Origin of the sequence: Protofrankia sp. Cr1, from assembly GCF_963555865.1 — a bacterium.
In the GTDB taxonomy this organism is placed as follows: Bacteria; Actinomycetota; Actinomycetes; order Frankiales; family Frankiaceae; genus Protofrankia.
The window spans coordinates 16,696-30,989 of sequence record NZ_CAUVXO010000016.1 but is presented as its reverse complement, the minus strand read 5'-3'; the positions used below and the strand labels follow the sequence as shown (position 1 = coordinate 30,989).

At 67.8% G+C, this 14,294-nt stretch carries 11 protein-coding genes; 8 read left to right on the top strand and 3 right to left on the bottom strand.

The window, feature by feature from the left end; genetic code table 11:
- Positions 1-744: tRNA (adenosine(37)-N6)-dimethylallyltransferase MiaA (gene miaA, locus U9980_RS03275; RefSeq protein ID WP_322766622.1), on the bottom strand; the 744-nt coding region annotated here is incomplete at its 3' end.
- 2 nt (positions 745-746) lie between these two features.
- Positions 747-1,520, bottom strand: coding sequence for a transcriptional repressor LexA (gene lexA / locus U9980_RS03270; RefSeq protein WP_322766621.1), 774 nt, complete (start codon positions 1,518-1,520; stop codon positions 747-749).
- Positions 1,521-1,837: 317 nt separating this feature from the next.
- Here lexA and U9980_RS03265 point away from each other — a divergent pair, with 317 nt between their 5' ends.
- The 6 genes from U9980_RS03265 to U9980_RS03240 all read left to right on the top strand — a co-directional run bounded on the left by U9980_RS03265 (position 1,838) and on the right by U9980_RS03240 (position 7,854).
- Positions 1,838-2,092 (top strand): LysM peptidoglycan-binding domain-containing protein, encoded by a 255-nt coding sequence (locus U9980_RS03265; protein WP_322766620.1) that lies wholly within the window; start codon positions 1,838-1,840, stop codon positions 2,090-2,092.
- 109 nt (positions 2,093-2,201) lie between these two features.
- Positions 2,202-2,651, top strand: coding sequence for a transcriptional regulator NrdR (gene nrdR / locus U9980_RS03260; protein WP_322747876.1), 450 nt, complete (start codon positions 2,202-2,204; stop codon positions 2,649-2,651).
- An 85-nt stretch (positions 2,652-2,736) separates the two neighbouring features.
- Positions 2,737-5,520: a vitamin B12-dependent ribonucleotide reductase gene (locus tag U9980_RS03255; RefSeq protein WP_322766619.1), complete on the top strand. Its 2,784-nt coding sequence runs from the start codon at positions 2,737-2,739 to the stop codon at positions 5,518-5,520.
- A gap of 37 nt (positions 5,521-5,557) precedes the next feature.
- Complete coding sequence (locus U9980_RS03250; RefSeq protein ID WP_416210132.1) at positions 5,558-5,824, top strand: hypothetical protein; 267 nt, start codon at positions 5,558-5,560, stop codon at positions 5,822-5,824.
- A complete protein-coding gene (locus U9980_RS03245) occupies positions 5,821-6,216 on the top strand; it encodes a type II toxin-antitoxin system VapC family toxin (protein WP_322747878.1) in 396 nt (131 codons plus the stop codon). The genes U9980_RS03250 and U9980_RS03245 overlap by 4 nt, the downstream gene beginning before the upstream one ends.
- A 366-nt stretch (positions 6,217-6,582) precedes the next feature.
- The gene (locus U9980_RS03240) at positions 6,583-7,854 is read left to right on the top strand and encodes an RNA polymerase sigma factor (RefSeq protein ID WP_322747879.1); all 1,272 of its coding nucleotides are present in this window, start codon (positions 6,583-6,585) and stop codon (positions 7,852-7,854) included.
- A 100-nt stretch (positions 7,855-7,954) separates the two neighbouring features.
- Here U9980_RS03240 and U9980_RS03235 read toward each other — a convergent pair whose 3' ends face one another.
- Complete coding sequence (locus U9980_RS03235) at positions 7,955-9,985, bottom strand: acetoacetate--CoA ligase (protein ID WP_322766617.1); 2,031 nt, start codon at positions 9,983-9,985, stop codon at positions 7,955-7,957.
- A 111-nt stretch (positions 9,986-10,096) separates the two neighbouring features.
- Between U9980_RS03235 and U9980_RS03230 the strand changes: the two genes are divergently transcribed.
- Positions 10,097-11,359 (top strand): acetoin utilization protein AcuC, encoded by a 1,263-nt coding sequence (locus U9980_RS03230; RefSeq protein WP_322766616.1) that lies wholly within the window; start codon positions 10,097-10,099, stop codon positions 11,357-11,359.
- Positions 11,356-14,130 (top strand): GNAT family N-acetyltransferase, encoded by a 2,775-nt coding sequence (locus tag U9980_RS03225; protein ID WP_322766615.1) that lies wholly within the window; start codon positions 11,356-11,358, stop codon positions 14,128-14,130. Before U9980_RS03230 ends, U9980_RS03225 begins: the two co-directional genes overlap by 4 nt.
- The last annotated feature ends 164 nt before the right edge of the window (positions 14,131-14,294 follow it).

Below are 14,294 nucleotides of genomic sequence, written 5' to 3'. Positions count from 1 at the left end.
ACCCAGCGCCCGCGAAGCGGTGCATCCGCTCCGGAGCCCCATGTCGGCGAGCGTCCGGACCTCCTCGACCATGCCGGCAGCCCACATCTCCGCCACGCGGTCGGCGACCCGGGCATCGAGCTGGGGATGATCGAGACCGATCTGAACAACGTCATAGACCGCGCGGTGCTCCGGTAGGGAGGCGGTGAAGCCGCCGGTGAGCTCCACCACTTCCAGCGCGCGCACGATGCGACGACCGTTGCCGACCAGTATGGCCGCAGCTGCCTGCGGCGCGCGTGCGGTCAGGTCGGCGTGTAACGCGGCAGCCCCACGTTCGGACAGCTCCCGTTCAAGGCGTGCTCGCACCGCCGGGTCGGTGCCGGGAAACCTGAGGTCGTCGATGACAGCCCTGATATAGAGCCCGGAGCCGCCGACGAGTACCGGGGTCCGACCGGCAAGCAGAAGATTGTCGATGACTGTTCGTGCCCTTGCCTGGTACGACGCCACGTCGGCGGTGTGGGTGACGTCCCAGACGTCAAGCAGATGGTGCGGGATGCCCTTGCGATCCCGTGGCGGCACTTTGGCTGTGCCGATGTCCATGCCGCGGTAGAGCTGCATGGAGTCGGCATTGACGATCTCACCGCCGAGGGTGGCGGCGAGATCGATCGCGAGCTCGCTCTTGCCGGCCGCGGTCGGACCGACGACCGCCACCACTCGCCCGGCCTGCTTGCGGTCGGCCCTGTCCCGGTCGGCACAACCATCCATGTTCAGACCCGGCGTAGGACCGCGACGATCCGACCGAGGATCGACGCTTCGTCGCCCGGAATTTCGGCATAGGCCGGGTTCTGCGGCTGGAGCCATGCGTGGCCGTCACGGTGACGCAACGTCTTGACCGTTGCCTCGCCGTCGATCATCGCGGCGACTATCTCGCCGTTGTCCGCGACCGGCTGCTGGCGGACGACCACCCAGTCCCCGTCGCAGATCGCGGCATTGACCATGGAGTCTCCGACAACTCTCAGCATGAACAGCGTGCCCTCGCCGACGATCTCACGGGGAAGCGGGAAGATGTCCTCCACCGCCTGCTCGGCAAGGATCGGCCCACCCGCCGCGATACGACCGAGGACGGGCACGTAGGCCGCTTCACGGCGGGCTTCCGGCGCGGCGGTGGACTCCCCGGTGTCGGCCGTCAGGGCCAGTGGCGGCCCGAGGTGAAGGCTGTCGCGTGCCGTCGGCCGTACCGGCGCGTCCGCTGAGAGCACTTCCATGGCCCGCGGACGGTGGGGGTCACGGCGCAGGAAGCCCTTCTCCTCCAGCATCTTGAGCTGATGCGCGACGCTGCTCGTGCTGGTGAGCCCGACCGCTTCGCCGATCTCGCGGACACTGGGCGGATATCCGCGGCGTTCGACGGCATTGCGGATCACCTCCAACACCTTGCGTTGGCGGGGGGTCAGGCCCGACGCGTCCGCCGGCCCATCCGGCAGGTCGCGCACGGTACCGCGCGGTGGCCGGCCACGTCGGGTGCGGTTGGGGTCGGTGGTCATACCTGCCGTTCTCCTTCGTTTTGCGGTCGTGACAGACTCCGCTCCCGGTAGACCTGGTGTTTTCGCCAGGAACCGGAGCCGGTGGCCACGACCGACATCTCATCGGTACGACCGTAACCGCAGCGACCGGATTTTTCAAACGTCTGTTCGAGCGTGTCGTGGCGATTCTGTCGGAGTCATGAGGTACAAACTCGATCAGACGTTCGATCGAACGGCTGTTCGTAGTTCGTGATCTCAAGGGGTGAAGGGGTGTGTTGAAGGGGTGCGTGGTGGAGCGGCCGGCGCTGCCTCCACTGAGATTGACCCGGCGAGGCCGGATGGTCCTGGTTGCGCTCGTCGCGATTGCCTTCTGTCTGATCTTGTCCCTCGCGCGGGTCACATCGTTGGCCGCACCGCGCGGCGGTGCGGGTTCCAGTCGTGTTCACGTGGTCCGGTCCGGAGAGACCTTATGGGGCATAGCGCGTGCGCTGGCTCCTGAGGGTGACACTCGGGTGATCGTGGCGCGGCTGGCCGGTATGAATCAGCTTGCCACCACCGATCTTGTTCCCGGGCAGGCGCTTCGCCTGCCGTGACCGTCGGACGCGCCGACGGTTTGCCAGTTCATGGTGGTGAGCCCTATGGTTAACCACAACATGTGGTAGTTGCGGAGTTGTAAGTCGTCAAGATCTTGGGGGATCGTCCGTGCGATGCCCGTTCTGTCGACACCCGGACAGCAGGGTTGTCGACAGCCGCGAGGCTGAGGAAGGTGCCGCGATCCGCCGTAGGCGATCATGTTCGTCCTGCGGCCGTCGGTTCACGACGATCGAGGAGGCATCGCTGAGGGTGATTAAGCGCAGCGGTGTGACCGAGCCGTTCAGCCGCGCGAAGGTGGTCGCGGGTGTGCGCCGGGCATGTCAGGGCCGACCGGTTGAGGCCGATGCGCTGGCCCAGCTCGCTCAGCTGGTCGAGGACAGGTTGCGTGCGTCGGGAGCGGCCGAGATTCCCTCGGACGAGATCGGCCGGGCGATTCTCGGCCCACTGCAAGTTCTTGACGAGGTCGCCTACCTGAGGTTCGCCTCGGTGTATCTGGCCTTCGAGTCCCTGGCGGACTTCGAGACCGCGATCGCGGGCCTTCGGGCGCAGGCCAGATAGTTCACGGGTCGGCGAGTTGTCGTCCCTGCCGTACCCGCCAGACGCCGTACCCGCCAGACGCCGTACCCGCCAGACGAGGAGCGCCATGACCGAGACCCGTGGCACGAAGTCGAGCCGGCCCGCTGGTAAGACCAGCGGCCTGACGGTCGGACGTGTCCACACGTCGCCCGGCGTGCATCCCTACGACGAGGTCACCTGGGAGCTGCGGGACGTCGTCATGACCAACTGGCGGGACGGTTCGGTCAACTTCGAGCAGCGCGGGGTGGAGTTCCCCGACTTCTGGTCGGTGAACGCCACGAACATCGTCACGAGCAAGTACTTCCGTGGTGCGTTGGGCAGCGCCACCCGCGAATGGTCCCTGCGCCAGCTCATCGACCGGGTCGTGCGCACCTACGCGGCGGCCGGGTTGGAGAACGGGTACTTCGCCTCGGAGGCCGACGCCGAGGTCTTCGAGCATGAACTGGCGTGGATGCTGCTGCACCAGGTCTTCAGCTTCAACAGTCCCGTGTGGTTCAACGTGGGCACCGCGGCGCCGCAACAGGTCTCAGCCTGTTTCATCCTCGCGGTCGACGACACGATGGAGTCGATTCTCAACTGGTACCGGGAAGAGGGTCTGATTTTCAAGGGCGGGTCGGGTGCCGGGCTGAACCTGTCGCGCATCCGCTCGTCCAAGGAACTGTTGTCCTCGGGCGGCACCGCGTCCGGACCGGTGAGTTTCATGCGCGGAGCCGACGCCTCGGCTGGGACGATCAAGTCGGGTGGTGCGACCCGACGGGCCGCGAAGATGGTTGTGCTCGACGTCGACCATCCAGACATCGTCGACTTCGTCGAGAGCAAGGCACGTGAGGAAAGCAAGATCCGGGCATTGCGGGATGCCGGCTTCGACATGGATCTCGGCGGCCGCGACATCGTCTCGGTGCAGTACCAGAACGCCAACAACTCGGTCCGGGTGACGGACGAGTTCATGCGGGCGGTCGTCGACGACACCGACTTCCACCTGCGGGCCCGGATCGACGGACGGATCATCGAGACCATCCCGGCGCGGTCGCTGTTCCATACGATCGCGCACGCCGCGTGGGACTGCGCGGATCCGGGGATCCAGTACGACGACACGATCAATGACTGGCACACCTGCCCGGACTCCGGCCGGATCAGTGCCAGCAACCCGTGCAGTGAGTACGTGCACCTGGACAACTCCAGTTGCAACCTGGCCTCGCTGAACCTGATGCGGTTCCTGCGCGACGATTTGACCTTCGACGGTGAGGCGTTCATCGCCGCCATCGAGCTGGTCATCACCGCGATGGACATCTCGATCTGTTTCGCTGACTTCCCGACCCCGGAGATCACCCGGGTGACCCGGACGTTCCGCCAGCTCGGGATCGGCTACGCCAACCTCGGCGCGCTTCTCATGGCGACGGGACGCGCGTACGACTCCGAGGGAGGCCGGGCGATGGCGGCCGCGATCACCGCGCTGATGACGGCCGTGGCCTACCGACGCTCCGCGCAGCTCGCCGGCACGGTCGGGGCCTACGACGGTTTCGCGGCCAACGCCCACGCCCATCGCCGGGTGATCCGTAAGCACGCGGCCGCGGCCGACACGGTCCGCACGGTCGGAGCGGACGATGCCCGGATACTCGCCCTGGCCGCCAGCGAATGGGCCCGCGGGCACGCCGTGGGCGAGAAGCACGGGTGGCGCAATGCGCAGGTCAGTCTGCTCGCCCCGACCGGCACGATCGGGTTGGCGATGGACTGCGACACCACCGGCATCGAACCCGACCTCGCACTGGTGAAGATGAAGAAGATGGTGGGCGGATCCAGCATGCGGATCGTCAACCAGACGGTTCCCGCCGCGCTGCGGGCGCTTGGCTACCCCGACGAGACGGTTGAGGCGATCGTCGAGTACGTAGCCGAGCACGGCCATGTCATCGACGCGCCGGGCCTGCGTCATGAGCATTACGAGGTCTTCGACTGCGCGATCGGCGAACGGGCGATCAGCCCGATGGGACACATCCGGATGATGGCGGCAGTCCAGCCATTCCTGTCCGGAGCCATTTCGAAGACCGTCAACATGCCGGCGGCTGCGACCGTCGAGGATGTCAAGGGGATCTATCTGGAGGGTTGGCGGCTTGGGCTGAAGGCTCTGGCCATCTACCGCGACAACTGCAAGGTCGGCCAGCCGCTGTCCGACCTGCGTGGCGCGCGGAGGTCCGCGGGTGCCGCCGCGGGCCTTGACTCCGCGGCCGCGGGCACAGCCGGCACAGCGCAGGAAGAGTACCGGCCCGTCCGCCGTCGCCTGCCGAAGATCCGGCCGTCGCAGACCGTGTCCTTCTCGGTCGGCGGCGCAGAAGGCTACATGACCGCCGGGTCCTACCCCGATGACGGTCTTGGTGAGGTCTTCATCAAGATGTCGAAGCAGGGCTCGACCCTGTCCGGCGTGATGGACGCGTTTTCCATCGCGATTTCGATCGCGCTCCAGTACGGAGTCCCGCTGGAGACCTACGTCCGCAAATTCATCAACATGCGTTTCGAGCCGGCTGGCATGACCGATGACCCTGATGTCCGAATAGCCCAGTCTGTGATGGACTACCTCTTCCGCCGCCTGGCGCTGGACTACCTACCCGAGGAGACCCGGGTGGAGCTCGGCGTGTTGAGCGCCCAGGAACGGACACAGCAGCTCACCGGACAGCATGGCGGGTCCGGCATCGTCGAGGCCGCGGAGATCCCGTCGGCGGAGATCCCATCGGGGGAGTCGCTGTCGGCGCAGAACGTGGTCGACGCGCCGCTGTGCTTCACCTGCGGGGTGACCATGCGCCCGGCGGGTAGCTGTTACGTCTGCGAGCAGTGCGGCTCCACCAGCGGCTGCAGTTAGGAGGCTGCGCTCTCCGATTGCATGCATACTTGCATGTATGGTGGCTCTGCAGATTCGTGATGTTCCGGAAGAGATCCGCGACCGTCTGGCCGCGATTGCCCTGGCACGCGGTCAGTCACTGCAGACCTACCTCCTCGACATCGTGCGGGACGAGGTGCGGCGGCGTGACAACCTGGCCGTCCTGGAAAGGTTCTCACGTGGCTCCCATGGCACGCGCCTGGCGCTCGGGGATGTCGTGGACACGTTGCGAGCGGAGCGGGCCACCCGTGACTTCTCCCTGGGCGTCCCGGAAGACGAGACATGATCGTTGTTGATGCTTCCGTGTTCGCGTTCTGCCTGCTCGACGACGGCGGCATCGGCGAGCGCTGCCGTTCGGTGCTTCGTGCGGACGACCGGTGGATCGCGCCCGAGCACTGGATGGTCGAGGTGCTGTCGGTGATCCGTGGCAACCTGCTCGCTGGAAAAATCAGTCCGCGCCATGCGGCGGACGCAGTCGAGGCACTCGCCGGGCTTGAGCCGGTGGTCCCTCACACCCGTGTGCTGCTACCCCGCATATGGGAACTTCGTTCCAACCTGACCACGTATGACGCGGCCTACGCCGCAGCGGCCGAGACGTACGGCTGCGTCCTGGTGACCACCGACGGTCGAATGGCCCGCTGTGGTGTCCTCCGTTGTCCAGTCGAGATCATCACCTGATGTCCTGGCCGGGGACTGCCGGGTAGGGACATCGTTTGAGGGTTGCGGTGTCGCGATCATTTTGAGATCCGGCGGGGGTTGTTTCTGTATGGGTTGTCTGTTGTGTCTGAGCTCGATATCGACTCGTGGATGTGGAGAGCTCAAGAGATAGTTAGTTATTCACGACACACCGGCCGATCTGCAGGGTAGTCTTCGCGACAGCGGGTGCAGCGTCCCGAGGGCGAGGGTCTACACTGCTTCGTAGACCCGGCGATCGCTTACGTCCGGTTGTGTCTGAACGCGGAATGGGAGAGACGTCGCAAGGCGTTGCCCATACGTGCAAGCACCAAGACCCGCCACCCGCACCGACCTTCGGATCTGCTACTGATGACGCTGCCTGCCCTGGAACTTCACGAGCGCCCCGACGAGCCGCGTACGCGTGCCACGAGCACGCGACGTACCCGCCGGGCGGCCACTCCTGCACGCACGACGCCCGGCCGTGGCCTGGCCGCCGTGCCCGATGATACCGACGAACTCGACGTTACTCAGGTCGCCGAGCTTGTCGCGCGTGGACGCGAATCCGGCGAACTGAGTCACGCCGAACTTCGCGAAGCACTCGAGACCGCTGACCTCGGTCTTGAACTACTTCCCGTCCTGATTGCCCGGTTGACCACTCTCGGCGTCGAGGTTCTCGACGAGGAGGAGCCAACAACTGGAGCGCCGGCTGCCCGCGCAACCTCGGAGCATGCCGGAACCGCCGACCTCGTGCGTATGTACCTGCGCGAGATCGGCAAGGTACCCCTGCTCAACGCCGCGCAGGAGGTCGAACTGTCCAAGCGGGTCGAGGCTGGCCTGTTTGCCGAGTACAAGCTGGAGACCGACTCCGATCTGGAGCCGGCTCTGCGGCGTGACCTCCAGACCCTGGTCCGGGACGGGCATGCGGCGAAACAGCAGCTGGTCTCGGCGAACCTGCGTCTTGTGGTCTCGGTCGCCAAGAAGTACAGCGGTCGCGGCATGACCCTGCTCGACCTGGTCCAGGAGGGCAACCTCGGTCTGATCCGCGCGGTCGAGAAGTTCGACTACGCAAAGGGTTACAAGTTCTCGACCTACGCCACCTGGTGGATCAGGCAGGCGATCGGTCGGGCGCTGGCGGACCAGGCCAGGACCATCCGAATCCCGGTCCATGTCGTCGAGCAGATCAACAAGATTACGCGACTGCAGCGCCAGCTCGTCTCCACGCTCGGCCGGGAGCCGACCGACGAGGAGCTGGCGCTGGAGCTCGACATGCCGATCGAACAGGTCGTCGAACTCCGCCGGTACGCCCAGGACACGGTCAGCCTGGAGACCGCGGTCGGCGACGACGGCGACTCCGTTCTCGGTGACTTCATCGAGGACGCGGACGCCACCTCGCCTGCGGACGCCGCCTCCTACGGCGCCATGCAGGACGAGATCGAGGGTGTGTTGAGCGGGCTCACACCACGTGAACGTGAGGTCATGCGGCTGCGGTTCGGTCTTGCCGACGGCAAGCAGCACACGCTTGCCGAGGTCGGCAACCGTCTCGGGCTTACCCGCGAGCGGATTCGCCAGATCGAGCGCGACACCCTTCGTGAACTGCGCAAGCCGGCGGTCGCGGGCAGACTGCGCGAGTTTCTCGACTGACCCAGCCGGGGAAGTGGCACGTCCGGTGAGGTAGTGCGTTGTCCTGGTGGAGATCCCCTGTCCGGTCACCGGGCAGGGGATCTCGCTTTGCCGGGCGCTCCTATTGGGCCGCGGGCGAGATGAACGGCAGCAACGCCTCGGGGTTGGCGACCGCGCCGAGGCTGACGGCCTGCTCCAGGGGCGCGCCCAGCAGCAGCCGCCGGACCGGTACCTCCAGCTTCTTGCCGCTGTGGGTGCGCGGGATCGCGGCGACCTGCTCGACCCGGTCGGGCACATGACGTGGGCTGAGATCATGCCGGATTGTGGTCAACAGGGTGTTCATGAAGGCGCCGTCGAGCGTGGTGCCGTCGTCCAACGCGACGTACAGCACGAGTTCGCCGGGTCGCTCGGTGGTCGAGGTGTCAATCACAAGGCTGTCCGCGACGCCGGGGGTGCTCTCCACCACCTGGTAGAGCTCGGCGGTACCGATCCGGACACCACCACGGTTCAGCGTCGCGTCCGAGCGGCCATATATGATCACCGATCCGTCGGGGGTGATCCGGGCCCAGTCGCCGTGGCGCCACACCCCGTTGTAGGTCGAGAAGTAGGACGTACGGAGTAGGGAGCCGTCCTCGTCGCCCCATAGGAAAAGCGGCATCGAGGGCATGGGAGCAGTGATCACCAGTTCGCCGATCTCGTTGAGGAGCTCCTTGCCGTCGTCGTCGAAGATGCTCACCGCGCAACCGAGCCCGCGCATGGCGATCTCCCCTGCGTGCACCGCCACGGTGGGCAGGCCCATCGCGACCGCCGTGCACATGTCCGTGCCGCCGCTGATCGATGCGAGCATGAGGTCGGAGCCGACCGCGTCGTAGACCCAGGCGTAACCGTCCGGAGACAGCGGCGCACCGGTGGAGCCGATGGTGCGTATCGCGGCGAGGTCGGCGATTTCCCGGGGGACGATGCCCGAGCGTTCACACGCGGTCAGAAAACCTGGGCTCGTTCCCAAGCAGGTGACGCGGACAGCTTCGGCGAGCCGCCACAGGGCGCCCAGGTCGGGAAATTTCGGGCTGCCGTCGAACAGAACCACGGTCGCTCCGGCCAGCAGGCCGGACACGAGCATGTTCCACATCATCCAGCCGGTGTTCGTCACCCACAGAAAGCGGTCGTCGGGGCCCAGGTCGAGATGGAGTACCAACGACTTGAGGTGCTCCAGGAGGATTCCGCCATGGCCCTGCACGATTGGTTTGGGCCGGCCGGTCGAACCCGAGGAGTACAGGATCCACAGCGGCGCGTCGAAGGGGACCCGATGGAAGACGGGAAGCTCATCCTCAGACCCCGCCAGGAGATCCTCCCAGGAGATGACAGCCGGCAGAGCGGCCTGGTGGGCCCGCTCGACGGCATCCGCGGCCAGATAGGGAATGACGACCGTCGCGCGTAGATCAGGTAGGCGTTCAGCTGCCGCACCGAGCACACCGAGCGTGTCGAAGGAGTTGCCGCCGTAGGTGTAGCCGTCCACTCCGATGAGCACCGTCGGGGTGATCTGAGCGAAGCGGTCGGCAAGGGCGGTGGACCCGAAGTCCGGGGAACAGGACGACCAGACCGCACCGATGGCGGTGGTGGCAAGCATCGCCACCACCGCATGGACGCAGTTCGGCAGCACAGCGCACACTCGGTCGCCAGGGCTGACACCCAGGCGTCGCAGCCCGCCCGCCGCCGCCGCGACCTCGCGGCGGAGCTCGTCCCAGGAGACTACGGCGGTGGTCGCGTCCTCGCGGACAGCGATCACCGCGGGCGCGGAGCCATGGCGGGTCAGGGCGTTCTCGGCATAGTTCACCCTGGCTGTCGGGAACCACCGGGCGCCCGGCATCCGAGCGTCGGCAAGGGCCGGGCCGTCCCCGCGGTCGCCCTCGACCGCACAGAAGTCCCAGATCGAGTCCCAGAACCCATCAAGGTCGTCCACCGACCACTGCCACAGGGCGCCGGCGTCCGCCAGCGTTCGGCCGCGTTCAGTAGCCAGCCAGTGCAGATAGGCGGTGACCCCGGCGGCACGGACCCGTTGCGGGGATGGCGCCCACAGCCGCCGTCCCGAGGTATCCGTCCAGGGTCCGGCATCCGACGCAACCTCGGGTTCATCACCGTGTCCAACAGCCACGGAGTCAGACCCTAACGAATTCGAGGCGTCGAGATGGCCGGGCTGGCCGGGTGGGGCCGCCGGCTGCGCGCAAGGGACATGCTCGCGCAGCCTTTGGCCTAAGGTCGAATCATGGGCGGTTCTTCGCGGCCGGACGGTTCCGCTGACGGCGATGGGTCCGGGCCGACGTTGGTCGTGTGGGACTCCGACCTGGCCGCCTACGGCTTCGGGCGTACCCACCCGCTGAACTCCGTCCGCCTCGAGCTGACCATGGACCTGGCCGCGCGTACCGGGGTGCTGGCCGGCCCCAATGTGGCGGTCCAGCCGGGCCGGCTGGCAACGGATGAGCTGATCGAGCTTGTCCACGACCCCGCCTACATCCAGGCGGTGCGCCGGGCGCCGCAATACGCCGCGCGCGGCCTGGCGGCCATGTTCGGCCTGGGAACGCCCGACAATCCCGTCTTCGAGTCCATGCACACCGCTGCCGCCCGCATCACCGGGGCGACCCTGGCCGCGGCCTCGGGCGTGTGGACGGGACGGCACGGCCATGCGGTGGCTCCCGCCGGCGGGCTGCACCACGCGATGCGGGTCGCTGCCAGCGGCTTCTGCATCTACAACGACCCGGCGGTGGCAATCGCCTGGTTGCTGCATAACGGCGCCGCCCGGGTGGCCTATGTCGATGTGGACGTCCACCACGGCGATGGTGTCCAGGCCGCGTTCTACGATGATCCGCGGGTGCTGACGATCTCGCTGCACCAGTCCGGCCGGACCCTGTTCCCCGGAACCGGTTTCCCGGACGAATCCGGGGCGGGGGAGGCCTGCGGCATGTCGGTCAACGTGGCGTTGCCGCCCCGCACCGGTGACGCCGGCTGGCTGCGGGCGTTCAGCGGCGTGGTACCGGTGCTGCTGCGTGCGTTCGCCCCTGAGATCCTGGTCACCCAGCACGGATGTGACACTCATTTCCTCGATCCGCTCGGGGATCTGACACTGTCGGTCGAAGGACAGCGTGCGTCCTACCAGACCCTGCACGATCTGGCACATGAAGTGTGCGGGGGACGATGGGTTGCCTGTGGTGGCGGCGGCTATGCGCTCGCGTCGGTGGTGCCGCGTGCATGGACGCACCTGTTGGCCATCGCCGGTCATGTGCCGCTCGACTGTTCGCGACCGGTGCCCGACGACTGGCGCCACACCGCTGACGCCCGGGTTCGTGCGGCGACCGGTGCGGCACTCACCGGCGGTTCCGTGCCCGAACGCTTCGGTGACGGCGTCGACATCGCCTTTCATCCCTGGGACGCCGGGGATGGCGATCCGGATGACCCCTTGGACCGGGCGGTGGCGGCCACCCGACGAGAGATCCTTCCGTTGCACGGTCTCGACCCCCTCGTTGACCGATGAGTGACACGGCGCATTCGAGACATTACGAGTCGACGCAGGCTGATGCGGCGGCGAACTACCCGGCGAGGTGGGAGGCGGACGTCATCCTCGCTGACGGGGGTACCGCCCGGCTGCGTCCGGTCGTGCCCGGTGACGGTGACCGGTTGCGCGCCTTTTGGGGTCGGCTGTCGACGCGCACCATCTACTTCCGCTACTTCAGCGCGCGCGGGCCGCTCACCGACACCGACATCCAGCGGATGACTGTGCTCGACCAGCGGGTGCGCGGCGCGTTGGTCACGCTCATCGGGGACGAGATCGTGGCCATCGCCCACTGGGAGGGCACGCAGGTGGTGGCATCCGATGCTGAGCGTGACCACGTGGACCCGGACGGGCCACCATCGGAGCTGGTGCGTCCGGCGCCGGCGGCGGAGGTCGCCTTTCTCGTGGAGGACGCGCACCAGGGACGCGGCCTGGGATCGGTCCTGCTGGAACATCTGGCGGCCGCGGCTGCCGAACGCGGGATCCGCCGTTTCGACGCCGACGTGCTCGGCGAGAACCGCCAGATGATCGGAGTTTTCCTGGATGCCGGTTACACCGTGTCGCGAACGTGGGACAGCGGTGCGGTCCGGATGTCGTTCGAGATCGCGCCGACGCAGACCTCGGTGGACGTCATGCGTGCCCGCGAACACCACGCGGAGGCCGCGTCGATCGTCCGGCTGATGCACCCCCGCTCGGTGGCGGTGATCGGGGCTTCCCGGGATCGCAACGCGGTCGGCCAGATGGTCTTCCGGCACCTGCTGGCCGGTGGGTTCGCCGGTCCGGTCTACCCCGTCAACCCCGCAGCGGCCGACGTTCCGGGCGCGGTCGCGTCCGTGCGGGCGGTTGCCTCGGTGACCGACATCGACGGTCCGGTGGACCTGGCCGTGGTATGCGTGCCACCGCGCATCGTGCCCGAGGTCATCGACCAGTGCGGTCGCAAGGGCGTTCGCGGCCTGGTGATGCTCACCGATCTCGGCGATTACCAGGCGGAGATCGAGGTCACGGCCGCGGCCCGTGCGTTCGGTATGCGCGTGGTGGGCCCGGCGAGCCTGGGTATCCAGAATCTCGCCACCGGGCTGAACGCGTCGTTGGCGGGCCGGATGCCCGCGCCCGGGCGGGTCGGCTGCTACTCACAGTCCGGACCGCTCGGCGCGGCGCTGCTGGAGGCGGCCGCCGCCCGTGGGGTCGGTCTGTCGAGTTTCGTCTCGGCCGGCGACCGGGTCGACGTCAGCGGCAATGATCTTCTCCAGTTCTGGGAGGAGGATCCGGCCACCGACGTGGTCTTCATGCACGTCGAAACCTTCGGGAACCCACGCAAGTTCGCCCGGCTGGCCCGCCGGGTCGGCCGGCGCACGCCGGTGGTCGTGGTGACCAGCGGCCGCTCGACCCTGGATGACGCGTTACTACACCAGACCGGCGTGATCAGGGTTGACCGGATCTCCCAGGGTTTCGACGTCGCGCTGCTGCTGACCTCCCAGCCACTGCCGGCCGGCCGTCGGGTCGCCGTGGTCGGTGACTCCCGGGCGTTGGTCTGGCTGACCTGCCAGGCGGCGGAGGCCTCCGGCCTCGCGGTGGAGCGGATCCTCCTACCGGGCGGCACCCCGCCCGAGGCGTTCACCGAGGTTCTCATCGACGCCGCGGGTCGCGCGGACGCTCTGATCGCGACGGTGGTCCGCCTGCCGCCGGCGCAACCCGGGCCGGTCGCGAGGGCAGTCGCGGCGGCCGCCAGGCTCGTCGACGTGCCCGTCCTCGCGACGGTTCTGGGCACCGAGGTACCACCGGACCTCGCGGGTGTGCCGGGCTATCCGTCACCAGAGGGCGCCGTGGCGGCGTTGGTGCGGGCCGTGTCATACGCCGAGTGGCGCGCGGAACCGACCGGTTCGGTGCCCGAGCTCACCCGGCGGGCCAAGGAGGCCCGGACGCTGCTCGCCGGCTGTTCCGGTCCGATCGACGAGGCCCGGGCGGCCGATCTGCTCGACTGCTACGGCATCGACGTCCAGCCGTTCATCACCGTCACCTCCGGCGATGAGGCGGTGCTGGCCGCGGAGCGGCTCGGATGGCCGGTGGCCCTCAAAGCGCGCGCCCGTCCGTATCGGCACCGCCCCGAGCTCGGTGGGCAGCGGCTCGACCTGTTCGGTCCGGCGGCGTTGCGGGCGGCCTGGTCGGCGATGCTCACCCAACTCGATGCCGGGCAGCTCGCCACCAGCGGGTCCTTCGTGGTGCAACGGATGGCCCCGGCGGGTGTTGCGGTGGTGATCGGTTCCCTGGAGCATCCGCGGTACGGGCCGTTGGTGTCCTTCGGCTTGGCGGGACCGGCCACGGATCTGCTCGGCGACCGTGCCCACCACGTCCTACCGCTTACCGACTCCGACGCGGCGCGGTTGGTGCGGTCGGTGCGGGCCGCCCCGCTGCTGTTCGGTTACCGAGGCGCGGAGACGGTCGACGTGGCAGCTCTCGAGCTTCTGCTCATGCGGGTCGCGCGGCTCGCGGATGACCTGCCGGAGGTGGCATCGCTCACGCTGAACCCGGTGATCGTCTCGAAGTCGTCGCTCACCGTGCTCTCGGCAGAGGTCGTCGTGGGCCGCGGCCTGCCCCGCGCGGACGCCGGGCCGCGCAAACTGTGGGCACCCGTGCCCACGCACGGGCCGGACCAGATTCGCGGACCCATTAGTGATCATGTATCGCACGTGACCGGCTCCTCACGTGACGGTGGGGACGCTTCGGGCCTGGGATCGGCTCCCGGCGCGGCGTGAGACCGTGAACGAGTGGCAACCGGAGGATGGCCGGAAATGTCAGGGGTAGGGCATTGAGCACAACGTTGCCCCACCGTCCACAATCTTTTCCCATGACGACGCCGTTGCCGCAGGAGCCGCCCGGACCTCCGTCGGTCGAGTTGACCGGCGGCAACGGCAACGGC